This is a genomic window from Amycolatopsis japonica (genome assembly GCF_000732925.1).
Lineage (GTDB): Bacteria > Actinomycetota > Actinomycetes > Mycobacteriales > Pseudonocardiaceae > Amycolatopsis > Amycolatopsis japonica.
In genome coordinates this window covers 7,644,362-7,667,700 of sequence record NZ_CP008953.1, presented here as the reverse complement: position 1 = coordinate 7,667,700, position 23,339 = coordinate 7,644,362, and the positions used below count along the sequence as shown (strand labels likewise).

At 69.7% G+C, this 23,339-nt stretch carries 22 protein-coding genes; 8 read left to right on the top strand and 14 right to left on the bottom strand.

The window, feature by feature from the left end:
* Positions 1-28 precede the first annotated feature (28 nt).
* Complete coding sequence (locus tag AJAP_RS35345; protein ID WP_038519673.1) at positions 29-1,468, top strand: FAD-dependent oxidoreductase; 1,440 nt, start codon at positions 29-31, stop codon at positions 1,466-1,468.
* Here AJAP_RS35345 and AJAP_RS35340 read toward each other — a convergent pair.
* The 3 genes from AJAP_RS35340 to AJAP_RS35330 are packed head-to-tail and all read right to left on the bottom strand — an operon-like array spanning position 1,465 to position 4,546.
* A complete protein-coding gene (locus AJAP_RS35340; RefSeq protein ID WP_038519671.1) occupies positions 1,465-2,910 on the bottom strand; it encodes an aldehyde dehydrogenase family protein in 1,446 nt (481 codons plus the stop codon). The genes AJAP_RS35345 and AJAP_RS35340 overlap by 4 nt on opposite strands.
* 19 nt (positions 2,911-2,929) lie before the next feature.
* Positions 2,930-3,964 carry a zinc-dependent alcohol dehydrogenase family protein gene (locus AJAP_RS35335; protein WP_038519669.1) on the bottom strand — a complete coding sequence of 345 codons (1,035 nt, stop codon included), beginning with the start codon at positions 3,962-3,964 and terminating at the stop codon, positions 2,930-2,932.
* 45 nt (positions 3,965-4,009) lie between these two features.
* The gene (locus AJAP_RS35330) at positions 4,010-4,546 is read right to left on the bottom strand and encodes a DinB family protein (RefSeq protein WP_038519666.1); all 537 of its coding nucleotides are present in this window, start codon (positions 4,544-4,546) and stop codon (positions 4,010-4,012) included.
* A gap of 127 nt (positions 4,547-4,673) precedes the next feature.
* Between AJAP_RS35330 and guaA the strand changes: the two genes are divergently transcribed.
* On the top strand, positions 4,674-6,230 hold the full coding sequence (gene guaA / locus AJAP_RS35325; protein WP_038519664.1) for a glutamine-hydrolyzing GMP synthase: 1,557 nt from the start codon (positions 4,674-4,676) through the stop codon (positions 6,228-6,230).
* Between the two features lie 295 nt (positions 6,231-6,525).
* On the opposite strand, the gene AJAP_RS35320 is transcribed toward guaA, so the two are convergent.
* Together AJAP_RS35320 and AJAP_RS35315 are read right to left on the bottom strand one after the other, a co-directional pair.
* Positions 6,526-6,768, bottom strand: coding sequence for a hypothetical protein (locus AJAP_RS35320; RefSeq protein ID WP_038519661.1), 243 nt, complete (start codon positions 6,766-6,768; stop codon positions 6,526-6,528).
* The gene (locus AJAP_RS35315; protein WP_038519658.1) at positions 6,761-8,032 is read right to left on the bottom strand and encodes a PspC domain-containing protein; all 1,272 of its coding nucleotides are present in this window, start codon (positions 8,030-8,032) and stop codon (positions 6,761-6,763) included. The genes AJAP_RS35320 and AJAP_RS35315 overlap by 8 nt, the downstream gene beginning before the upstream one ends.
* A gap of 111 nt (positions 8,033-8,143) precedes the next feature.
* On the opposite strand from AJAP_RS35315, the gene AJAP_RS35310 reads away from it, so the two are divergent.
* Genes AJAP_RS35310 through AJAP_RS35300 form a run of 3 tightly spaced genes read left to right on the top strand, consistent with a single transcriptional unit; the run spans position 8,144 to position 10,589 of the window.
* Positions 8,144-9,499: an ATP-binding protein gene (locus AJAP_RS35310; protein ID WP_038519655.1), complete on the top strand. Its 1,356-nt coding sequence runs from the start codon at positions 8,144-8,146 to the stop codon at positions 9,497-9,499.
* Positions 9,500-9,506: 7 nt separating this feature from the next.
* Positions 9,507-10,214 (top strand): response regulator, encoded by a 708-nt coding sequence (locus tag AJAP_RS35305; RefSeq protein WP_085939730.1) that lies wholly within the window; start codon positions 9,507-9,509, stop codon positions 10,212-10,214.
* Positions 10,215-10,589 (top strand): DUF4345 domain-containing protein, encoded by a 375-nt coding sequence (locus tag AJAP_RS35300; protein ID WP_038519652.1) that lies wholly within the window; start codon positions 10,215-10,217, stop codon positions 10,587-10,589.
* A gap of 77 nt (positions 10,590-10,666) precedes the next feature.
* Here the strand turns inward: AJAP_RS35300 and AJAP_RS35295 are convergent, their stop codons facing one another.
* The gene (locus tag AJAP_RS35295) at positions 10,667-11,011 is read right to left on the bottom strand and encodes a hypothetical protein (protein ID WP_038519650.1); all 345 of its coding nucleotides are present in this window, start codon (positions 11,009-11,011) and stop codon (positions 10,667-10,669) included.
* Positions 11,008-11,949: a DMT family transporter gene (locus tag AJAP_RS35290; RefSeq protein ID WP_038519648.1), complete on the bottom strand. Its 942-nt coding sequence runs from the start codon at positions 11,947-11,949 to the stop codon at positions 11,008-11,010. Before AJAP_RS35290 ends, AJAP_RS35295 begins: the two co-directional genes overlap by 4 nt.
* Positions 11,950-12,051: 102 nt before the next feature.
* On the opposite strand from AJAP_RS35290, the gene AJAP_RS35285 reads away from it, so the two are divergent.
* On the top strand, positions 12,052-12,984 hold the full coding sequence (locus tag AJAP_RS35285; protein ID WP_038519645.1) for a LysR family transcriptional regulator: 933 nt from the start codon (positions 12,052-12,054) through the stop codon (positions 12,982-12,984).
* Positions 12,985-13,054: 70 nt separating this feature from the next.
* Positions 13,055-13,723 (top strand): alpha/beta hydrolase, encoded by a 669-nt coding sequence (locus AJAP_RS35280; protein ID WP_038519642.1) that lies wholly within the window; start codon positions 13,055-13,057, stop codon positions 13,721-13,723.
* Here the strand turns inward: AJAP_RS35280 and AJAP_RS35275 are convergent.
* The 7 genes from AJAP_RS35275 to AJAP_RS35245 all read right to left on the bottom strand — a co-directional run bounded on the left by AJAP_RS35275 (position 13,720) and on the right by AJAP_RS35245 (position 20,629).
* Positions 13,720-14,775 (bottom strand): serine/threonine-protein kinase, encoded by a 1,056-nt coding sequence (locus AJAP_RS35275; protein ID WP_038519639.1) that lies wholly within the window; start codon positions 14,773-14,775, stop codon positions 13,720-13,722. The two genes, AJAP_RS35280 and AJAP_RS35275, sit on opposite strands and share 4 nt — an antisense overlap.
* An 18-nt stretch (positions 14,776-14,793) precedes the next feature.
* Positions 14,794-16,404 (bottom strand): serine/threonine-protein kinase, encoded by a 1,611-nt coding sequence (locus tag AJAP_RS35270; RefSeq protein ID WP_038519635.1) that lies wholly within the window; start codon positions 16,402-16,404, stop codon positions 14,794-14,796.
* A gap of 219 nt (positions 16,405-16,623) precedes the next feature.
* The gene (locus AJAP_RS35265; RefSeq protein ID WP_038519632.1) at positions 16,624-17,469 is read right to left on the bottom strand and encodes a hypothetical protein; all 846 of its coding nucleotides are present in this window, start codon (positions 17,467-17,469) and stop codon (positions 16,624-16,626) included.
* A gap of 255 nt (positions 17,470-17,724) precedes the next feature.
* A complete protein-coding gene (locus tag AJAP_RS35260) occupies positions 17,725-18,954 on the bottom strand; it encodes a hypothetical protein (protein ID WP_228694732.1) in 1,230 nt (409 codons plus the stop codon).
* Positions 18,955-19,292: 338 nt separating this feature from the next.
* Positions 19,293-19,598, bottom strand: coding sequence for a hypothetical protein (locus tag AJAP_RS35255; protein WP_038519627.1), 306 nt, complete (start codon positions 19,596-19,598; stop codon positions 19,293-19,295).
* 152 nt (positions 19,599-19,750) lie between these two features.
* Entirely contained in the window at positions 19,751-20,038 is a 288-nt protein-coding gene (locus AJAP_RS35250; protein ID WP_038519624.1) for a chorismate mutase, read from the bottom strand.
* Between the two features lie 171 nt (positions 20,039-20,209).
* The gene (locus AJAP_RS35245) at positions 20,210-20,629 is read right to left on the bottom strand and encodes a DUF1707 SHOCT-like domain-containing protein (protein ID WP_038519621.1); all 420 of its coding nucleotides are present in this window, start codon (positions 20,627-20,629) and stop codon (positions 20,210-20,212) included.
* Positions 20,630-20,719: 90 nt separating this feature from the next.
* On the opposite strand from AJAP_RS35245, the gene pcrA reads away from it, so the two are divergent.
* The gene (gene pcrA, locus AJAP_RS35240; RefSeq protein ID WP_038519618.1) at positions 20,720-23,128 is read left to right on the top strand and encodes a DNA helicase PcrA; all 2,409 of its coding nucleotides are present in this window, start codon (positions 20,720-20,722) and stop codon (positions 23,126-23,128) included.
* Positions 23,129-23,339: the final 211 nt, after the last annotated feature.

Sequence of the window (23,339 nt, the reverse complement as noted above, 5' to 3'; positions counted from 1 at the left end):
CTGCCCGTCCGCTACGCGTCTAACGGGCATGGAGAGAAGGGCGTTCCTCAAACTCGCCGGTGCGACCGTGGCCGGAGTGGCCGCGACGGCGTGCTCGGCCGCGCCTCCCGCGCAGGCGCCCAGTTCCGCGCCCGGCACGTCGCTGCCGCCGAGCACCGGTGTCACGCCGCCGTCCGGTCCGCCGGACTGGGCCGCGCTGCGGAACAAGATCTCCCTTGTCCTGCCGGGGGATTCCGGTTACGACAACGCCAAACGCGTGTTCAATCCGGCTTTCGACGGGCTCAAGCCCGCCGCGATCGCGAAATGCGTCAAACCCGAGGACGTGCAGGAAGCGGTTTCCGCCGCGGCACGGCGGGTTCCGATCGCCGCTCGTAGTGGTGGCCACAGTTACGCCGGCTACTCGGTTCCCGACGGTGGCCTGATGATCGACCTCGGCGGAATGTCCTCAGTGGACGTCCAAGGTGAACAGGTCGTGATCGGCGCGGGTGCGAAGCTGAAGGACGTCTACGCGACGCTCGGCGCCGCGGGACGTTGCCTTCCCGCGGGTTCCTGCCCCAGCGTCGGGATCGCCGGGCTGACGCTCGGTGGCGGAATCGGTGTCCTCGCCCGGAAATACGGTCTCACCTGTGATCACCTGGTGTCCGCGCGAGTCGTCACGGCGGACGGGAAACTCCGGACGGCGTCGGCGGATTCCGAACCCGATCTGTTCTGGGCGTTGCGCGGCGGGGGAGGCGGCAACTTCGGGATCGTCACCTCGTTCACCTTTCGCACCGACCCGGCGCCTTCGGCCATTTCGGTGTTCTCCCTGCGATTCCCGGCAGGGAGCGCGAACGACGTGCTCGCCGAGTGGCAGCGGTGGCTTCCCGAAGCGCCGCCGGAGTTGTGGGCGAACGTCGTGCTGTCCGGGGGATCGCCGGTCGGCGCGCGCATCGCTGGTTGCTACGTCGGCGATTCCGCCTCCTTGGGCAAGCTGCTGGACGGATTCCCCGGTGCGACGCGTTCGGTGAAGCAGCTCGACTATCTCGGTGCGATGAAGTACTTCTCCGGCAGCGAAAGCCGACAGTCCTTTGTGGCCTCATCGCGAATACTCGAAGAACCGGCCGATCCCGCGAAGCTGACGTCCGTGCTCAAGGGCAGGCGCGGAATGGATCTCCTGGTCGACGGTCTCGGCGGCGCCGTCGCCGACGTCGCACCGGACGCCACCGCGTTCTGGCACCGGAAGGCGATCGGCAGTGTGCAGATCTACAGTCAGGCGGACATGCGTAACCGTTCCGCGGCAACGGGTTCCGTCGCGGAAGTGGTGACGGGGCTCGGGCTGGGCGGGGGCTACGTCAACTACATCGACCCCGCCCTGCCCGACTGGATGACGGCGTACTACGGCGGCAATGCCACCCGCCTCAAGCAGGTGGCCAAAACCTACGACCCGGACAAGGTCTTCGGTTTCGCGCAGGCCGTCACCCCGGATTAGAGGTCGATGCCGGTGAAGACGGTGACCCGTTCCTCGGTGAGGTCGTTCATCGCGGCGAGAACGCCTTCCCTGCCGACGCCCGATCCCTTGACGCCGCCGTACGGCATCTGGTCGGCTCGGTAGGACGGGACGTCGCCGATGATCACGCCGCCGACTTCGAGTTCCGTCGAGGCGTAGAAGGCGAGATGGACGTCGCGGGTGAACACGCCGGCCTGCAAGCCATAGGCGGATTCGTTGACCGACGCGAAAGCCTCGTCGACACCATCCACAATGGACACGGCGAGCACCGGGCCGAAGATCTCCTCCGCCCAGGCCTTTGTGGACGGTGGGACGTCGGTGAGCACGGTCGGCTCCACCGTGGCTCCGTCACGCTTGCCACCGGTGAGGATCTTCGCGCCCGCGGCGACGGCTTCGTCGATCCAGGCCACGATCCGCTCCGCGGCGGCCTCGTCGACGACCGGGCCCACGTCGGTGTTCTTGTCGTACGGGTCGCCGGTGCGCTGGGCCTTCACGGCTTCCACCAAGGCGGGCACGAACTCTTCGGCGACCTCGCGTTCGACGATGACGCGTTGCACGGCGATACAGGACTGCCCGGCCTGGTAGTTGCCGAAGGTCGCGATCCGCTCCGCCGCGCCCTCGGGATCCGGCCAGTCGCGGAGCACGACGGCGGCCGCGTTGCCGCCGAGTTCGAGCACGACGTGCTTGCGCGGCGCGGCGTCCGCGATCGACCAGCCGACCGGACCCGAACCGGTGAACGACACGACCGGCAGCCGGGGATCCGCGACCAGCGCCGACGTCTCCTCGTTGCCGAGCGGCAGCACCGAGAACGCACCCTCCGGCAGGTCGGTCTCGGCCAGGATCTCGCCGAGGATCAGCGCGGCGAGCGGCGTCCGAGGGGCGGGTTTGACGATGATCGGCGCGCCGACCGCGAGCGACGGCGCGACCTTGTGCGCCACCAGGTTCAGCGGGAAGTTGAACGGCGCGATCCCCAGCACCGGGCCGCGGGGGACGCGGCGGGTGAGCGCCAGCCTGCCTTCGCCCGCCGGGTCGGTGTCCAGCCGCTGCAGGTCACCACTGAACCGGCGGGCCTCCTCGGCGGCGATCCGGAACACCGACACCGCGCGCCGCACCTCGGCCTCGGCCCATTTGAGCGGCTTGCCGTTCTCGGCGGTGATGACCTCGGCGATCTCCTCGGCCCGGCCCGCGATGACCCGCGAAACGTGGTCGAGCGCCGCGGCGCGGCTGTGCGCCGAGGAACGCCGGAACTCTTTCGCGACACTCACCGCCGCGCTCACCGCTCGCTCGACCTGATCAGGGCCGGGCACCGCGACGGTGGCGACTTCGCTTCCGTCGAAGGGGTGATGCACGGTGAGCGTCGAAGCGCCCTGCTCGGGGCGTCCGGCGATCCAGGCGGGGCGCGGCTCCGGGGTGATCATGTCCATGGGTGACAAGGTATTCCAGTCAGGGTTTGACGAGCACCTTGAGCGCCTCGCGGTCGGCCATCGCACGGTAGCCGTCGGGGACCTCTTCGAGCCCGATGGTCCGGTCGAAGACCTTGCCGGGCTGGTACTTGCCCTCGACGACGTCTTCGAGCAGTTCGGGGATGTAGTGGCGGGCCGGGGCGACGCCGCCGGTGACGGTGATGTTGCGGCGGAAGAGCGCGGGGCCGATCGGGCCCTCGGCGTACTGCGGCACGCCGACGCGGCTCACCGTGCCGCCGGGGCGGACAGCACCGACCCCCATCTCGAAGGCGGGCTTCGTGCCGACGCATTCGAGGACGGTGTGCGTGCCTTCGCCGCTTGTCAGCTCTCGCACCTTCTCGATGCCTTCGTCGCCGCGCTCGGCTACGACGTCTGTCGCGCCGAACTCACGGCCCAGGTCCGTGCGGGTCCGGTGGCGGCCCATCAGGATGACGCGCTCGGCGCCGAGGCGTTTCGCCGCGAGCACCGCGGAGAGACCGACGGCACCGTCACCGATGACGGTGACGGTGGTGCGCTCGTTCACGCCCGCCTTGACCGCCGCGTGGTGGCCGGTCGCGAAAACATCGGAGAGCGTGAGGAACGAGGCGAGCAGGTCGTCGTCCTCGGTGTGCGGCAGTTTCACCAGCGTGCCGTCGGCCTGCGGGACGCGGACGGCCTCGCCCTGACCGGCGTCGACGCCCTTCGCGCCCCAGTTGCCGCCGTGCAGACAGGAGGTGTGGAGGCCTTCGCGGCAGAAGTGGCACGTGTTGTCGGAGTAGACGAAGGGCGCGACGGCCAGGTCTCCCGGCTTGAGCGTGGTGACGTCGGAGCCGACGGCCTCGACGAGGCCGAGGAACTCGTGCCCGATCCGGACGCCGCGGTCGCGTGCGGGCATGCTGCCGTACGGCCAGAGGTCGCTGCCGCAGATGCAGGAGCGGACGACGCGGAGGAGGGCGTCGGTCGGTTCGCTCAGCTTCGGGTCCGGGACGGTCTCGACGCGCACGTCACCGGCGCCGTAGATGAGAGTCGCTCGCACGACGGGTCCTTTCCTCGGCTGGCCCCCAGTATGGGCGCGTCGCGTTTAGCCCGCTAAACGCGATCGGTGGAGGTCGCGCAGCAGGAGGATTTCGGCGCCGTGGTGGATGGCCTCCCGGTTGATATGCAGGATGAGGGCCGCGAAGGGGTACTCCGCGTACGGGCCCTCAGCCTCGCCGCAGGGGCGTTCGAGGCCTTCGGCGGCGAGGGCGCGGACGCCGTCACGCCAGCGCGCGTAGGCGTCGTCGAGCTGCTCCAGCGCTTCTTTGGCGGAGGCTGCGTAGGGGAAGGTCTGATAGTCGGCGGGCGGGCCGCCGAAGTGCGACGCGGTCCGCATCCCGAAGACGCCGACGATAATGTGCGCGAGGCGCCAGGCGATCGTCGTCACCGGCGGCGGGGACGGCTCCGGATACGCCCAGTCGATCGTGACGTCGCCGTTTTCACCCGGCCTCACCGTCCAGCAGTCCTCGACGGGTTCCCAGAGGTATTCGTCGTCGGTGAGGGTCTCCAGCCGAGGGCGCAGGTGGTTCGTCCAGTGCCAGTCGAGCTGTTCGGAGAGTTCCTTGCTCCAGTCGATGCCCATGTCCCCGGACGCTAGGCCGCCTCGCGGTCATCCGCTGTCCTGAATCGTGAGGGGGTTGGCGGCGGGGTGACCGGGCCCACCTGGGACGATGGTGGGGAAGCGTACTGCTCTGATCTGGAGGTTTCAGGTGCCCAGTCCCACCGGTCCGGTACTCGTCGTGGACTTCGGGGCGCAGTACGCGCAACTGATCGCGCGCCGCGTGCGTGAGGCGCAGGTCTACTCCGAGGTCGTCCCGCACACCGCCACCGCCGAGGACATCCTCGCCAAGGACCCTTCCGCGATCATCCTTTCCGGTGGTCCTTCCAGCGTGTACGCGGAGAACGCGCCCGCCCTCGCCCCCGGGCTGGTCGACGCGGGCGTGCCGATCCTCGGCATCTGCTACGGCCACCAGGTGCTCGCGCAGGCCCTCGGCGGCACCGTCGAGCCGACCGGGATCCGCGAGTTCGGCCGCACCGAGGTCCGCGTCGCCGGTGAGGGTGGCGTCCTGCACGCCGGTCTCCCGAGCAACCAGCCCGCGTGGATGAGCCACAACGACAGCGTCACCAAGGCCCCCGAGGGCGCCACCGTGACCGCTTCGAGTGACGGCGCCGCCGTCGCCGGGTTCGAAGACGTCGAGCGCCGCTTCGCCGGCGTCCAGTACCACCCCGAGGTGCACCACTCGCCGCACGGCCAAGAGGTGCTCCGCCGCTTCCTGCACGACATCGCGGGCATCAAGCCGCAGTGGACGACGTCGTCCATCGTCGACGATCAGGTCAAGCGCATCGCCGAGCAGGTCGGCGACGGCCGGGCGATCTGCGGGCTGTCCGGCGGCGTCGACTCCGCCGTGGCCGCCGCGCTGGTCCAGCGGGCCATCGGTGACCGGCTGACCTGTGTGTTCGTCGACCACGGTCTGCTGCGCTCGGGCGAGCGCACCCAGGTCGAACGCGATTTCGTCGCCGCGACCGGGGTGAACCTGGTGACCGTCGACGCGCGCGACCGGTTCCTCGACGCGCTGGCCGGGGTCACCGACCCCGAAGAGAAGCGCAAGATCATCGGCCGCGAGTTCATCCGCGTGTTCGAGCAGGCCGAGCGCGACCTCAAGGCCGAGGGCGACTACAAGTTCCTGGTCCAGGGCACGCTGTACCCGGACGTCGTCGAGTCCGGCGGCGGCGAGGGCGCGGCGAACATCAAGAGCCACCACAACGTCGGCGGGCTGCCCGACGACCTGCAGTTCGAGCTCGTCGAGCCGCTGCGACTGCTGTTCAAGGACGAGGTGCGGCGCGTCGGGCTGGAGCTCGGGCTGCCGGAGACGATCGTGCAGCGGCAGCCGTTCCCGGGCCCGGGGCTCGGCATCCGGATCATCGGCGCCGTCGACGCCGAACGGCTCGAGACGTTGCGCGCGGCGGACGCCATCGCGCGCGAAGAGCTCACCGCGGCCGGGCTCGACGGCGAGATCTGGCAGTGCCCGGTGGTGCTGCTGGCCGACGTCCGCAGCGTCGGTGTCCAGGGCGACGGGCGGACCTACGGGCACCCGATCGTGCTGCGGCCGGTGTCGTCCGAGGACGCGATGACCGCGGACTGGACGCGGCTGCCGTACGAGGTCCTGGAGCGGATCTCGACCCGCATCACCAACGAGGTCGCCGAGGTGAACCGGGTGGTCCTGGACGTCACGTCCAAGCCGCCGGGCACCATCGAGTGGGAGTGACCGCTCCCGTCCCGACCTGCGTTTCGCGGGCTAATCGCGATCTGTCGGTCCTGGGGGCACCCAGGCGACCGGATCGCGTTTAGCCCGCGAACTGCGTTCTGAGGCCTGGGGCACCCGCCGCGGCCCGGATCGCGATTAGGGGGCGAAACGCAGGTCGGCGGGGGTGGGCACGGTGGCGACGCCGGATCGCGTTTAGCCCGCGAAACGCAGGTCGGCGCGGGAGGGGGCGGAGCAAGGCGAAGGCCCCGGCGAGGGGCCGGGGCCTTCGGAGTGGGGTGGAGCGTCAGCGGCGCCGCTAGCGGCGGCTCTTGCGCAGCGAAGCGGCGAGTAGCAGGACGCCGACGAAGATCGCCCCGCCCGCCATGATCCACCGGAAGTCGAACTGCGGGAGCCACGTGGAGCCGTCCGAGAGGACGTAACCCGACACCAGCAGCGTCGCGATCCCGACGATCAGGGTGATGACGTCCACCCCGCGCTTCGCCGGCTGAGCCGCCTGGGTCTGCGTGCTGTCGTAGTTGTCGTAGTCGTACTCAGCCACGACGCACCTCCACGTTCCCGACACCGTTCTCGACCTTCACAGTGATCTTCTGCCCGTTGGAACCCGGCGAGGTGAAGTCGATGACTTCCTCGCCCACCCCCGAGCGGGACTGGCCGAGGCAGTCGATGTCACCGGCGCCCGTCTCGCACGAGACCTTCACTTCGGCTCCCGCCGGCACGAGCACCGTCGAGTTGCCCGCACCGTTGGACACCTTCGTGGTCACCGAAGCGCCCGCCGGCAGCTTGGTCAGGTCGACGTCGATGTTCCCCGCCGAGCGGTGGTACTCCGGCAGCACCTCGGACACCTGGACGGGTGTCGCCTTCAGGTCGCCGACGCCGCCTTTGACCGAGAAGTTCTCGAACGGCACCGTGGTCAGCGCCATCCCGACGATCGCCAGCGGCACCGCGAGCCCGATCAGGCCGCGACCGCCTCGCACGAACGAACCGGCCACCAGCCCGATACCGACCACGGCCAGGGTGAGCCCGACGACGTGCTGCATGGTGAACCACGGCTCACCGTCCAGGCCGAGGACGGTGCCGACTCCTCCGACCAGCACGGCGATCCCGAAGGTCGCGGCGCCGATCTTCGACTTGCGGCGACGGGGCATCGGCGGCGCGGGCGGCGGCGGAGGGGTCTGCGGCGGCATGCCGCCGGACGGCGAGGCGTTCGGCAGATCCCAAGCGGACGGGTCGGCCGCGAGCGGGTCCCAGCCGCCCTCGGTCGCCGTCGAAGCGGAGGCGGCCGACGCCGACGCCATCGAGAACGCGGCGGCGGGCTGAGCCGGGGTGGGCATCGACGGCCGGTTGAACTGGCCGCGGTTGCGGTGCAGCAGGTACAGCGCGACGGCCATCAGCGCGAAACCGATCAGCCCGGTGCCGTCGGTCATCCAGCCGCCGCTCAAGGTCCAGGTGAGACCGGGGAACAGCAGGATCAGCAGCAGCACCGCGAACGCCGGCGAACTCGACGCGCGACCCCGGCCGATCAGGCCCTCGAACGCGGAAACGCGGTCGCCTTCCTGCGGCAGGAACAGCCAGCCCAGCAGATAGACGAAGACGCCGAACCCGCCGAACACCGTCGCGGCGACCAGCGCGACACGGACCACGGTCGGGTCGATGCCGTACCGGTAGCCGATGCCCGCGGCGACGCCGGCGAACTTGCGGCCGTGTACCGGCCGGACCGGCCTGCTCCGCCAGAAATCCTTGACGGTCTCCTCGAAGCCGGCCGCGGGGCCGCGCTTCGGAACCTGTGTCTCACTCCCACTCATGCCACAAAGAATGCGCCCTGGCCGGCCCTCGCCACATCCGGGAACTCCCCTGAGGTTTCCCCCAGCGGGAAGAGTCAGGGGTTTCCCCGATGGATCAGTATCCCACTCCGTGTGACCATGGAGAACGTGCAGGAATCCGCCCCCAACGACCTCGCCGGACAGGTGAAGCCGACGATCATCGAGCGCACTCCGGTGCCCGTTCCCGGCAGCCTGTCCCCGGCACCGTTCGAGCCGCCCAAGATGTATCGCCGCCGTTCCGGCCGCGCCATCGCGGGCGTCGCCGGCGGCCTCGCCGACCACCTCGGCGTCAAGGTGCTCTGGGTCCGGATCGCGTTCGCGTTGCTGGCCGCCCTGAACGGCGTTGGCCTGCTCGCCTACGGCCTGCTCTGGGTGTTCGTCCAGCAGCGATCCGGCGAGGCCGAGCCGGAGAAGTCCGCGCCGAAGGAGAAGCAGCAGGCCTTCGGGCTCATCGCGCTGGGTGTCGGCCTCGCCGTCGCCAGTGGCACGCTGACCGGTCTGATCAGCGGCTGGGTCGCCATCCCGCTGGCGCTGGCGATGATCGGTGCGGCCGTCGTCTGGCGCGAGGCCGACGAATCGCAGCGGCGGCGTTGGCGTATCAGTGCCAAGGGTGGAGTCGCCACGGCGTTCCTCGGCGGCGGGGGCTGGTCGGCCGCGATCCGCCTGGTCGCCGGTGTCGCGCTGGTGATGACCGGCATCGGCGTCGTCGTTCTGGAGAGCGGCAGCATCGACCAGGTCAAATTCGCGCTGGTCGCCGTGATCGCGACGCTGTTCGGCGTCGCCGTGCTGACCGTCCCGTTCTGGCTGCGCCTGGTCCGCGACCTGTCCGACGAGCGCACCGCCCGCATCCGCACCGACGAACGCGCCGAGATCGCCGCGCATCTGCACGACTCGGTCCTCCAGACCCTCGCGCTGATCCAGAAACAGGCGGAATCGCCGCGCGAGGTCGCCAGGCTCGCGCGTGGTCAGGAACGCGAGCTGCGTGGCTGGTTGTACGGGCCGTCGGGGTACGGCAAGAGCAAGAAGACCGAGGAAGAGGCCGTCAGCGGTCAGCTGTCCGAAGTGCTCGCGGCCGCGTGCGGCGAGGTCGAAGACGCGTTCGCGATCTCGGTGCAGCAGGTCGTCGTGGGGGAGGCGACGCTGAACGAGCCCCTGACCGCGCTGGTCCAGGCGGCGCGTGAAGCGATCGTGAACGCCGCCAAGCACGCGGGCGTCGACGAGGTCAGCGTGTACGCCGAGGTCGAGCCGACAGCGGTCACCGTGTTCGTGCGCGACCGGGGCAAGGGGTTCGACCCCGACGTCGTGCCGAGCGACCGGCACGGTCTCGCCGATTCCATCCGGGGGCGGATGGAACGGCACGGCGGGAAGCTGAAACTGCGTACCGCACCGGGTGAAGGAACCGAGGTCCAGCTGGAGATGCCGGTCAAGGCGGGGAAGGGTGCGGCGTGAGGTCGCTATGCTCACGGGACAGGGCGAGCGAGGGAGCATCGTGACGGAGAACCAGCAGACGCGGGAGCCGGTCAAGGTCTTCCTCGTCGACGACCACGCGCTCTTCCGGGCGGGTGTGCGCACCGAATTGGACTCGATCACCGACGACGTCCGCGTGGTCGGTGAGGCGGGGTCGGTCGCCGAGGCGGTCGCGGGTATCGCCCGGACCAAACCGCAGGTCGTGCTGCTCGACGTGCACATGCCGGACGGTGGCGGCGCCGAGGTGCTGCGCCGGGTCCGGCCGGAACTGCCGGACGTCGTGTTCCTCGCGCTGTCGGTCTCCGACGCCGCGGAGGACGTGATCGCCGTGATCCGCGCGGGGGCGCGGGGGTATGTCACGAAGACGATCTCGTCGAAGGAGCTCGTGCGCGCCGTCGTGCGGGTCTCGGACGGGGACGCGGTGTTCTCGCCGCGGCTGGCCGGGTTCGTGCTCGACGCGTTCGCCGACCGGCCGGGTTCCGCGCCGATCAGCGACCCGGATCTCGACCTGCTGACCCCGCGGGAACGCGACGTGCTGCGGCTGCTCGCGCGCGGGTACGCGTACAAGGAGATCGCGTCGGAGCTGTTCATCTCGGTGAAGACCGTCGAGACCCATGTGTCGAGCGTCTTGCGGAAGACGCAGCTGTCGAACCGGTACGAGCTTTCGCGCTGGGCTTCCGACCGGCGTCTCGTCTAGGTGGCGCCTGTTCTCCTCGGCCTGGTGGCCGTGTTCTTCCTGGGCATGGGACTGCTCGGGCTCGCCGCGCCGAAGCGGCTGATCCGGCCGTTCGGCATCTCGCTGGAGTCGGCGACGGCGCGGACCGAGGTGCGGGCCGTCTACGGCGGCTTCGGGGTGGCTGTCGCGGTGCTGCTCGGGTTCGCGGCTTTCGATGTCGGCGGGATCCAGCGGGGTGTCGCGATCGCGGTGGCCGTCGCGCTCGCCGGGATGGCCTTCGGACGGCTGGTCGCGCGGTTCGCGGAACGGCCCGAGCGGTTCTATCCGAGCTGGCTCTACTTCTGGGTCGAGATCGTCCTCGCCGCCCTGCTCATCCTCGCGACCCTGGCGCCCTGACCTGCGTTTCGCGGGCTAAACGCGATCCGGCGAGCCCCCAGGCCCCACCGCGTCGCGATTAGCCCGCGAAACGCAGGTCAGCGGAATTCGTGGGTGACCTCGATCTTTCCGACGATGTGCGTGTTGAACTCGGCGAGCTCTTCGGCCGGGACCCAGAGCTCCAGGATCGTCTTCCCGCCCGCCTGCTGGACGGGGTACCGCTCGACGAACGACGTCTCGACCTCGAACCGTGTCACGAAGCCCGCGCCGTCGTGGCGCACGTTCCAGTCACGGGCGATCTTGATCGCGTAGTCCTCGTTCAGCACCGGGTAGAAGATCGGCTGCTCCGGTAGCCTCGGCGGCCATTCGCGCCAGCCCGACTCGCGGACGAGGTCGAGCTCGACGGGTCCGGTGGGGCGCCACAGCGTCGTCGTGTCCGTCATGGCGCGACCTTGTCGGCGGCGGCCAAAGGGCGCTCGACCTGCGAAGTGGTAGCAAAGGTCCCTTGCTCCCTCGGGCGGAGCCGGGTCAGCGCGACCCCGCCCAGCACGACGACCATCCCCGCGATCACCCGCAGGTTCAGCGGCTCGGCAAGGAACACCGCGCCGAGCAGCACCGAGACCACCGGCAGCAGGTAGCCGACGATCGACGCCGCCACGGCACCCTCGCTCGCGAGGAGCTGGTAGTTCAGCGCGAACGCGATCCCGGTCGACCCGATGCCCAGGATCACCACCGCGACGACCGCGCCGGTGCTCAGGTGCACCGGTTCGAAGCCGCCCATCGGCATCGCGAGCAGCAGGAACCCGGTCGCCAGCAGCATCTGCCCGCCGGCCAGCGACATCGGCGAGTCACCGGTGCCGGTGAGGTACTTGCCCTCGTAGACGAACGCGAAACCGTAGCTCGCGGCCGCCGCGAGGCACGCCAGCGCGCCCCAGCTGAGCAGGCCGGAGGCCTCCCACGGCGCGAAGATCAGCAGGATCCCGGCGAGCCCGGCGACCAGCCCGGTGACCCGCACCGCGGTCATCTTCGTCCGCGCACCCATCATCGGAGCGGCCAGCAACACCCACAGCGGCGTCGTCGAGTTCAGCACGCCGGTGATCCCCGAATCGACGGTCAGCTCACCCCACGCGAACAGCAGGAACGGCAGCGCGTTGTGGAAGAACGCCGCGACGGCCAGGTGTCCCCAGATCCGCCGTCCCGACGGCAGCCTGTCCCGGCCGAGATAGCAGAGCCCGATCAGCACCGCCGCGCCGAGCGCCACCCGCGCCAGCACCAGCTGCACCGGCGTGAACGCGCCGAGCCCCAGCTTGATCCAGAAGAAACTCGATCCCCACATGAGCGCCAGCGCGCCGATCCGCAGCAGGGTCTTCGTCTCGCCCACCCCAGTCCTCCTTAAGTGCCTGGCCCAGCTTTGCCGGGCCGACGCGTAAGGACAAGCGAAAATAACTGCAGGGAGCCTTAAGAAGAACTGTACGATCGGAGCATGCTGGACGTCCGCCGCATGCAGGTCCTCCGAGCCGTGATCAGCAGCGGTTCGATCACCGCCGCCGCCAGGAACCTCGGCTACACACCCTCCGCGATCAGCCAGCAATTGTCCACCCTGGAAAGGGAAGCCGGCGTCGAACTGCTCGAACGCGTCGGCCGCGGCGTGCGCCCGACGCCCGCCGGTTCGCTGCTGTCCGAACACGCGGAAACGCTGAGCACGCAGCTCGCCAAGGCCGAAGCCGCGCTCACCGAACTCAAGGAAGGCCGCACGGGCAGGCTCGCGATCCGCTATTTCGCCACCGCGGGCGCGTCGCTGGTGCCCTTGGCCGTCGCCGCGCTGCGCCGGGACTTCCCTGGTGTCCGCCTTGACCTGAAACTGGTCGAGCCCGACGATTCGATGCCCGAGATCGAGTCGGGCGAGGCCGACGTCGCGATGATCGTGCTCCCCAGCAGCTCTCCCCGGATCAAGGGCGTCGAGTACATCCACCTCCTCGACGACCCGTACCGCGCGATCCTGCCGAAGAACCACCGGCTCGCCCGCAAACGCGTGCTCGATCTCGCCGAGCTCGCGGAGGATCCTTGGGTCGGCGTCGACGGTCTCCCCGGCGCCTGCCGCGACATCCTGCTCGACGCCTGCGGCGCGGCCGGTTTCGCCCCGAACCACGTCGTCGAATCCGAGGATTACCAGACGGCACAAGGGTTCGTGGCCGCCGGGCTCGGTGTCGCGCTGATCCCGGAGCTCGGCCTCGGCGCCCCGCACCCCGGCGTCGCCATCCGCAAGGTCCGCCGTCCGGATCCGGTGCGGTCCATCCACGCGGCCGTCGCCGCGCACGCCAGGGAACATCCCGCGGTGCGGCGATTCCTCGGCGCGATCCGCGAAGGGGCCGGACAGGCAAGCGGGAATGGTCGAGTGGGCACGAAAACCGGCTGAGCTTGAACAGCCGCGCGGGCGGTCGACAACCTGGCAGGGAAGCCATATTCCCGCCAGCGAAAGGACTTCCGTGCGTCCCCTGATCGTCCTGCACGGCTCATGGCACCAGCCCGCCCATTTCGACGACCTCGTCGAACGCCTTCGCCGGGACGGCGTCGAGGTCACCGTCCCCGACCTCGGCGGCCGCCCGATCGCCGAAACCACCCGGACCGTCCAGGAAATCGTCGACAAGGCGGCCGAGCCGCCGGTGGTGCTCGCGCATTCCTTCGGCGGTCTGACCGCCAGCGGGCTCCAGGGGACCGCACACCTGATCTATCTGGCCGCGATCGTCAGCGAGCCGGGTGAAACCGCGCAGTACTGGATCGAGCGGACCAGAGAGGAAACCGGCCGCGAACCCCAGCAGCTGCCCTTGATCTTCGACGAGGAAGGCTGGACCCATCTCGACCTCGCCGCCGTCCGCGAGGCCATGTACGCCGACTGCACGGACGCCGTCGCCGAGCGCGCCACGGAGTTGCTGCGCCCGGAACCCGTCACGATCTTCGACGAGTCGCCGGAAGGCTCGGCGTGGAAGGACACCCCGACCACGTACGTCACCTGCACCGAAGACCGGGCGCTCGTCCCGGAAATGGTCGTCCACTTCGCCGCCCGGTGCGACACGACGGTGACCTGGCGCGCGAGCCACAGCCCGTACCTCAGCCGCCCCGTCGAACTGGCGACGCTGGTCCGCGAGCGGCTCTAAATCAGGAACAGCTCCGCGAACAGCACGCCGATCAGGATCGCCGCCACGACGGCGCCGACCGTGATCAGCAGCTTCCGGGTGTCCGGCGACTTCGCGGCCGCCGGCGCGGCGGGAGCGGGAGCGGGAGCGTACTGCTGCGTCGGCGGCGCGTACTGCGGCTGCGGCGGCTGATACTGCTGCGGCTGGTGCTGGGGGAACTGCGGAACCGGCTGCTGCGACGGCTGCTGCGTCGGGATCGGCATCGAGGCCGGGACCGTCGGCATCGCGGGGGCGGTCGGCGGGATGAACGCCGTCTGCCGCCCTTCCGTGATCGCGTTCAGCGAGCGGACGGTGTCGGCCATCGTCGGCCGCGCGTCCGGCTCCGCCCGCAGCATCTTGCGCAACGCGCCGGCCAACGGCCCGGCGGTCTGCGGCGGCCGTTCCGAGGACTCGCCGTCCTCACCGAACGGCGGCACCCCCTCGACGGCCGTGTACAGGGTCGCGCCCAGCGAGAACACGTCGGACGCCGAAGTCGCCGGTTCGCCGCGGGCCACCTCGGGCGCGCGGTACGCCGGACTCGGGCCGCCACCGGTGATGCCGATGTCGGTGAGCTTCACGCCGCCGTCGTCGGCCAGCAGGACCGTGCCCGGCTCGACCGTCCGGTGCACCACCCCGGCCTCGTGCATCGCGGCCAGCGCGCGGCCGAGCACGATGCCCAGCCCGGCCGCCTGTTCCGCGGTCAGCCTGCCGTGTTCGGCGAGGAAGGCCGCCATCCCGCGGGACGGGATGTACTCCATCACCAGCCACACGTCCGGCCCGTCGGGCAGCACGTCGTACACCTTGATGGCGGTGGCGTGCTCGAACTTGGCCGCGTCCTTGCCTTCTTGGACTACGACGGCCTTGGCCTGCTCCGCCCGGTCCGGCGGGAGGCCGACGGGCAGATACATGCGCTTCATCGCGACCGTGCGCAGCAGACGGGTGTCGAACGCCAGCCACACGATGCCCGCCCGGCCACGCCCGATGGGCTGGTCGAGGCGGTATCGGCCGCCGACGATGGAACCTTCAGAACTCAATTGCAGCCTCGGATCGGATCACGGACTCGCCGGAGGCGATGACGGTTCGGTCGGCTCATTGGACGAGGTCGGTGTCGTCGGAGTTGTCGTCTTCGACGGTGGCTTGGCGGAACTCTTCGAACTGGTCGGCCGATCCGGCTCGTCCGTCTGGCTCGCCTTGCTCGACGTCTTCTTCGACGAAGTCGTCTCCTTGGGCGGCTCGGCCGACTCCGTCTCCGTCGGCGTTTCCGTCGTCTCCGGAGCGGAAGACGTCGCCGAAGGAGTCGGCTTCGTCGACGAGTTCCCCACCTGCGCGGGCGTCTCCGGGTTGTTCGGGCTCAGCAGCCAGAAGCCCAGCGCGGCCAGCGCCACGACCACGACACCGCCGATGATCGCGGGCTTCTTCCACGCACCCGGCTTCTCGTCGTCCTCGTCCACCGGGCTGGTCTGCGCGCGGGTGGGCGGCGGCGGGGGCGGGTCGTCGTAATCGTCGTCGTAGGGATCGTCGTCGTAGCCGCCCGCGGGGATCGGGACGGCGCGCGTGGGCGCGGGGCCGCCGCCGGGGTGACCGCGTTCGGACAGCAACGCCGTCTCGTCGTAGTTGTCGTACCCGTCGTAGTCGTCTTCCGGGTATCCCGACGCGGGCGGCTGGTGGTAGTCGTCCTCGTCGTCGTAGTACGAACCGGCCGCGGCCTGATCGTCGAGGAGCGAACCCGAGTGGCCTGCGGCCTCGCTGTCGAGCGCCTGGGTCACGCCGCCACCGGCGAGCGCGCCCGCGATCGGCGCGGCGAGCACGGTCTCGTCGGCGGGACCGCCCAGCGGCGTTTCACCCCGCGCGACGGCGGCGAGAAGCTCTTCGCACTCTTCGGCGGTGGGCCGGTGCCGCACCTCCGGGTGCAGCAGCACGGCCAGCACGCTGGCGAGCGGGCCGGACTGACGCGGCGGGATGATCTGCCCGGCCGCGACAGCGTGCAGGAGGCTCAGCGTGTTCTCGCTCAGGCCGAACGGCGGCTGGCCTTCGCAGGCCGCGTAGAGCGTCGAGCCGAGCGAGAAAACGTCCGACTCCGGGCCGGGGTCGCCGCCGATGGCCACCTCGGGCGCCAGGTAGGCGGGGGTTCCGGCGATCATCCCGGTCTTCGTGACCGTGACGTCGTCCTTGGCCCGCGAGATGCCGAAGTCGGTGATCTTCACGGTGCCGTTGGGCGCCAGCAGGATGTTGCCGGGCTTGATGTCGCGGTGCACGATGCCGACCGCGTGCGCCTCGGTCAGCGCCGCCGCGACCTGCGCGCCGATCCGCGCGACCTCGGTCGGCGGCAGCGTCCGCTCCTCCTGCAGCACCTGGGCGAGGCTCGTGGAGTTCAGGTACTCCATGATCAGGCAGGGCTGGCCGTTGTCGTCGGTGACGACGTCGAACACCGAGATGGCGTTCGGGTGGTGCAGTCGCGCGGCGATCCGTCCTTCACGCATCGTGCGCTGGCGGGCGTCTTCGGCGTCGTGAGCCTCGAGCCCCGGTTGCAGCAGCAACTGTTTGATCGCCACCGTGCGGCCGAGTACCTCGTCGTGCGCTTGCCACACGGCCCCCATCGCGCCCGTGCCGATCCGCCCGGCGATGCGATATCGACCGGCGACCAGGCGACCCTCGTCGCTCACGCGACCTCCCTTTGGGCTCCGTCTTCACGTCGCGGAGTCGTCCGCGCACGCGGTGCGGCCTTCAGCACGCCACAGCGTTGGAGCGTATGCACATGTAGTGGTCTGTGTGCCGGCTTTTCCGAGACCGACTCGTGACAAGGCTAGGCGCTCACTCTGCGCACACACACGCGGCACACTCTGATCGCCCTGGGTGGAGGGCTGTTACACGCGGGGTGTCCGTCACATGTGCTGCGCGGACAGCAGCCGCGCGTCGGTGATCAGGCCGGTCGTCTCGTCGGCGAATTCCAGTACCTGGGTGACCCGGAGCAGGCCGCCGTCCGGGTTGCGCATGGTCACCACGGCGAGGATGGTGCCGTCGGCCTGTTCGCGGATGTCCTGGATCTGGATGGCGTCCATCGAGCTCCAGGCCTCGATCAGCCTGCCGGCTTCGGACTCGGCCAGCACCGGCGTGATCAGCGACATCGCGCCGTAGGGATCGGCGTCGACGGTCCGGTAGAACGTCCGGACCGCCTCGATCTTGTCCTCGACCGTGCTGACCGCGGCCGGTTTGGTGGCCGGCTGAGAACTCGTGCTGCCCGCCGGGGAACTCTGCCGGGGGAGCGAGCCCGAACCGATTCCCGAAGACGGCTGCGCCTTCGAGCTGGTGCCCGAGGTCGTCGGCGTCTCCTGCTTCCGCTGCGGCTCCGTGGAGTCCGGGACGGCGAGCCCGCCGAGCGCGGCGGCCCCGCTCATCGTCTCGGGTGCGGCGGCGCCCGGCACCGTGCCTTCCCGCTGGGTGCCCGCGAGCACGCCCGCGGTGACGACGGCGCCCGCGACCAGCAGTCCGGCGGCGACCAGCCCGGCCAGTTTGGCCCGCCGGGCGGCGCGGCTCTCCGGCTCGTCCTCTTCGGGCTCGGGCCGGGGCGCGGGCTCTTCACGGGTGCGCGCGGGTACGAACTTCTGCGGCTCGCGGAAGACCTGCTCGAGATACTCGCGGTCGACGCGGGTGTCGTTCAGGATCTCTTCCGGGATGACGTCCTCGACACGTACGGCGTCCTCACGCCGTATGCGCTGTCGATCAAGCACGAAATTCCTCGCTCTGGTCCGGGGCAGGCACTGGGCCGTTCGGCCGGTGCCTTTGGTCCGCGCGGCCGTCTTCTGAACGGTGCGGACCCTGCAGTCGTCAGGTAACCCTGTGCGGACGGTGCACGGCCAGGCTCTATCGCCGGAATGCCGTCGCGATACGACGAACGGCAGCATAGGTCACCCACCCGGACCAGGGATGACCGCTCAACGCACCGCACGTGCAGAGGAACAGGACACTTGCACGTGCGCGGTCGCCTACATGCCGTCGTCGACGATCTTCTCGTCGTCACCGAAGGTGAACGTGCGCTGCTCCATGGTCTTCGTACCGTCTTTGTGAGTGACTTCGACGGTGTTGACCGTGACGCCGCGGCGCTGGTCGATGCTGACCTTCTTCACCTCGAAGTAGGCGACGTCGGCGTAGCGCTCCCGGAGGCCCTGAGCGCCTTCTTCGCCCAGGCTGCCGGAGGTCACCGAGGACGCCTCTTGGGGGTCGGTGGTGACGGAGTTGAGGAAGATCTCGGTGTTGTCGCCCATCGCCTGCGCGTCCGGCTGCGACGCGTACCAAGCGGCCGTCGTGGTGGTGCGGTCGGCGGGCACGACCGGCGGTTTCTGCGGCCGGTCGCTCGACGACGGCGCGGATCCGGACGTGGCCGGTGCGCCCGAGTCGGGCCGCGACGAGCCGGTGCCGGTGTCGGCACTGTCCGACGAGGTGCCGGAGTTGCTGGAACTCCGGTCGTCTTTTGTGGAGGAGTCGGTCTCGGATTCGGACGGGTTGCCCGCCGCGCCACCCTGGGGCGGGGTGGTCGGATTGCCGGCGAGACCGTCCTGGGTCAGCGGGCTTCCGCCGCGGTATCCGGGCCAGCCGCCCTGGCTCTGCTGCTCCGGGAGGGGTTTGCCGACCAGGAACGAACCGGCGAAGAGCAGGCCGACCACGACCAGCGCGGACGCCGCCGCCGCGAACCAGGCGGCCTTGCGCCAGGTCTTGGGCGGGGTCACCGAGGCGGGCACCGAGCCGAGGTCGAAGGTGCTCAGGCCGTCGACGGGCGGGGCGACGTAGACACGGACGTCGCTGTCGTCGATCTCCGCGGGCTCGGGACGACGGGGGGAGGGGGCGGTCAGCGTCACCTTCGTGCGCTGGGCGGCCTTCGCACGCCGCTCCTCGACGGGCGTCATGACTGGTTCGGTCAACGAGACCTCGACGCGGGCTGGGCGCTCCACGGGAACCTCGCGAGCGGGCTGGGGGAGCGGCAGCAGGCCGCTCGATGGGGCGTAGCCGGGGCTCGGCGCCCTCCTGTTCCGCGGTGGCGGCAAGGGAAGGGAACCGGTGGAAGGCGGGGCGAACTCGCGGTGCGCGTGATGCCCGTGCCCGGTCGGGCGCTGCCGCCTCGGCGGCACGGGTGGGGTCCAGCTCTCGGTGCCGCCCGCCCGGTGACGACCTGTCTGTGTGGTGCCGTTGCGTCCCTGGTGTTCCGCCCAGCCGTTCATGTCCGAGCGACCCCCTCACAGGCCCGCCCTGACGGCGATGTGACACCGGTTAAGCCGAACGGAGCAGCGGTTTCACGGGATCCCTCGCTTGCAGACTCCCGGGCAGTCTCGTGAGCAAATGCACGCGCATACGACTCGGGGCGCGCGGGGCCATCGCCCCCGCGCGCCATACGGGCATCGCCCGACCCAGACGCAAGGGTCCTCACGAGGTCCACACTAAAAGTTCGACACCCGCAAGTCTTCACCCACTCTGCAAGTTGCAGATGTTTCACTCGGTCGGGCGCGGCCGAACGGGCCTCGGTGACGTAACGCTGTGCTATCGGCGCTGGTGGGGTCGCTCAGTTGCCGCTGCGGTACTTCTGCTGGGTCGATTGCAGGGCTTTCGTGGCGGTGATCCCGCTACCCGCTGCAAGCAGAATCGCGATGACGTCGAGCGTCGTTCCCCCACTCGTGAGCAGCCAGGCGAAAAGCGAAGCCGCGGTGGTACCCGCTGCGATCGGCCAGCGCGTCTTGACGTACTGGGCGACGGGAGTGCCGCCGGCGCGCTTACCCGCCGCGTTGTTCAGCATGGCGAGATAACCGACATGGCCCAATGCCGCGAGGACACCGGCGATCGCGATGATCACGGCGATGAGGTTAATCATGTGTCCAGTTTGCCTGGTCCCGAGCCGTCGTGGCTCGGGGAACACCCTGAGTTCCGCCTCACGCCGCAGGATCGTGACGTGGCCGGATCGCGTTTAGCGGGCTAAACGCGATCCGGGTGCGTCGTGGGGGAGCAAGGGACCTTTGCTACCACCTACCGCCCCAGCCTGCCCCGCCCCAGGTTGAGCAGTGCCATCGCCAGCTGCCGGCCCTCCGGCCCGAGTTCGCGGTAGCGCGCGAGCACGTCCATCTCGCGGTTGTAGACGATCCTCGTACCGCCCGCGGCCATCCTGGCCGCACCGATCGTCTTGGAGACTTCGACGCGGCGTTTGACCAGCCGCAGGATCTCGCCGTCGAGGAAGTCGATCTCCTTGCGGAGCTCGCCGATCTCCTCGGCCGTGGCGATGGGTTCTTCGGCGTCCGGCTTCTCTGTGGTGTTCATCGGGACCTTTCTTCGGTCCGGATTCCCTGCTGGCCCCCGGAACAGCGTAAAGCCCCGGGGTCCGTGGACTCCGGGGCTTCGGGTGATGGCATTGGCGGCACTATGCGATCACGGGAGCCGGAGTCCGGGTCCCGTAAAAAAATCGCGTCGCGTGGTGTCGCATGCCGGTCATTATGCCACAGCGATGCCGTCCTCCGGCTTGAAGCGGCGCCGCGCTCCGCGGACACGGACATGCACGAAGACGCTCATGGCCAGCCAGAACATCGGCATCGCCGGCCAGAAGAACGGCACTCCGGAAGAAACCCAACGGAGGATCGACAGCACCGAAAGCACGACGGCGATCGCGAGGTGGATCCGCACCGCCGGATGCGCGAAGACGAGCGGGCGCCGCTTCGAGGCGGGTTTCGGCAGATCCGAGGTGAGCGCGGCGAGGTCGTCCGTGTATTTGGCGGAATACACAGCGCTCAGCCGGTCTTCCACCTCTTCGAGAGTGAGACGGCCTTCACCGCCGGCGGCCTGGATGCGGGTGGCGACCTGCTCGCGGTCGGCGTCGGCTGCCCTGAGCCTGGAGGGAATTCCGTTGGTGTCCATGGCATCCGATCCTCCGCCGCGAACACCGTCCGCGCGTCGGACGGCAGGCGGCAACACCGCCTACGCCCGGCGCTGTAGCGTGGACCGGCGATGAACACCCTCTTCGATCTCCCAGCGGACGGTCCGGCCAAGCCCCGGCACTCGGATCTGCTCGACGACCTGAACCCGGCACAGCGCGAAGCCGTGACCCACGCGGGCTCGCCGCTGCTGGTCGTCGCGGGCGCGGGTTCGGGCAAGACCCGGGTGCTGACCCGCCGGATCGCGTACCTGCTGGCCGAACGGGACGTCCACCCCGGCCAGATCATGGCGATCACGTTCACCAACAAGGCGGCCGCGGAGATGCGGGAGCGGGTGAGCGACCTCGTCGGCCGCCGCGCGAACGCCATGTGGGTGTCGACGTTCCACTCGATGTGCGTGCGGATCCTGCGCCGTGAGGCCAAAACGCTGGAGATGTCGTCGAGTTTCTCCATCTACGACTCGGACGACACGAAGCGGCTCATCACCCTCGTCGCCCGCGATCTCGACATCGACCCGAAGCGGTACGCGGCGCGCACGCTGGCCGTGCACATCTCGAACCTCAAGAACGAACTGATCGATCCGGAGACGGCGGTCGCCGACGCGGGCAACGACCTCGAACGCCGCGTCGCCGAGGTGTACGTCGAGTACCAGCGGCGGCTGAACCAGGCCAACGCGTTCGACTTCGACGACCTCATCATGCGGACGGTCGAACTCCTGCAGACCTTCCCGGACGTCGCCGAGTACTACCGGCGGCGCTTCCGGCACGTGCTCGTCGACGAGTACCAGGACACGAACCACGCGCAGTACACGCTGGTCCGCGAACTGGTCGGCACCGAGGCGAACGAGGCCGGGATCGAGCCCGCCGAGCTGTGCGTCGTCGGTGACGCGGACCAGTCGATCTACGCCTTCCGCGGGGCGACGATCCGCAACATCGAGGAATTCGAGCGCGACTTCCCGAACGCGCGGACCGTGTTGCTGGAACAGAACTACCGCTCGACCCAGACGATCCTGAACGCGGCGAACGCGGTCATCGCGCGAAACCCGAACAGGCGCGCGAAGCGGCTGTGGACCGATTCCGGTGACGGCGAGAAGATCGTCGGCTACGTCGCGGACAACGAGCACGACGAGGCGGCGTTCGTCGCGGGCGAGATCGACGCGCTGGCGGACAAGGGCGAAGCGGACTACTCCGACGTCGCGGTCTTCTACCGCACCAACAACCAGTCCCGTGTCTTCGAAGAGATCTTCATTCGCCTCGGCCTGCCGTACAAGGTCGTCGGCGGGGTGCGGTTCTACGAGCGGCGCGAGGTCCGCGACATGCTCGCGTACCTGAGGGTGCTGGCGAACCCGGAGGACACGGTCAGCCTGCGCCGCATCCTCAACGTCCCCAAACGCGGCATCGGGGATCGCGCCGAAGCCGTCATCGCGACGTACGCCGAGCGTGAGCGCATCTCGTTCGCTCAGGCGCTGCGCGGTGCCGTCAGCGGTGAAGTGCCGCTGCTGAACCCGCGTTCCGCCAAGGCGATCACCGGTTTCGTCGAGTTGATGGACGAGCTCGGCGAGGTCGTGGAGAGCGGCGCCGAAGTCGCCGACATCCTCGAAGCCGTCCTTGAACGCACGGGTTACCGCGCGGAACTCGAGGAGTCCGACGACCCGCAGGACGCGTCACGGGTGGAGAACCTGACGGAACTCGTCACCGTCGCGCGGGAGTTCACCGAATTCACCGCCGAGGTCGCCGGTCCGGACGGCGAGCTGCCGGAGGCGGACCCGGGTGTGCCGGAGCCGGGCTCGCTGCCCGCGTTCCTGGAGCGGGTTTCGCTGGTGGCCGACGCGGATTCGGTCCCGTCGCCCGACGGCGGCGATGACGGCGACGGGCACGACGCGGGTGTGGTCACGTTGATGACGGTGCACACCGCGAAGGGCCTGGAGTACCCGGTCGTCTTCGGAACGGGCTGGGAAGACGGGATCTTCCCGCATATGCGCGCGCTCGGTGACCCGACGGAGCTGGCCGAGGAACGCCGGCTCGCCTATGTCGCGATCACGAGGGCGAGGAAGCGGCTGTACGTCTCCCGTTCGATGGTGCGCTCGGCTTGGGGCCAGCCGCAGATGAACCCGGCTTCGCGGTTCCTCGACGAGCTTCCCGCCGATCTGGTGGATTGGCGCAGGCTCGCGCCTTCCTCTTCCTCCGGTGGTTTCGGTTCGTCGGGCGGATCGCCGCGGGCCGCGACGACCTGGGGCAGCCGAGGCGGTGGCGGCGGCGCGTCGTCGCGGGCGGCGAGCACGAGTCCGTTCGGCAAGGGCTGGAAGGACACCGTCGCGCTCAAGCTCGACGTCGGCGACAGGGTCAGCCACGACAAGTACGGGCTCGGGACGGTCGTCGCCTGCGACGGCGCGGGCCCGCGTGCCACGGCGACGATCGATTTCGGTGCCGCCGGCAAGGTCCGCCTGATGCTGATCGGCAGCGTCCCGATGGTCAAACTCTAGCCCTGACCTGCGGTTTCCCCGCGCGACCGAAAACTGTCGGACCCTTCCCGTATACCTGTGTCATCGAACACGAGTTCGATGCTCTGGGGTATGCTGGACAAGCCGGTGCGCCCCGAACCGAGGAGGGGGCGCACGGTGTGGACGGGGTGCTGTTTCAGATTCTCTCGAGTGGGGTACTCGAGTACTTGCGGGGTGTTGAAAAAGGGGCGGG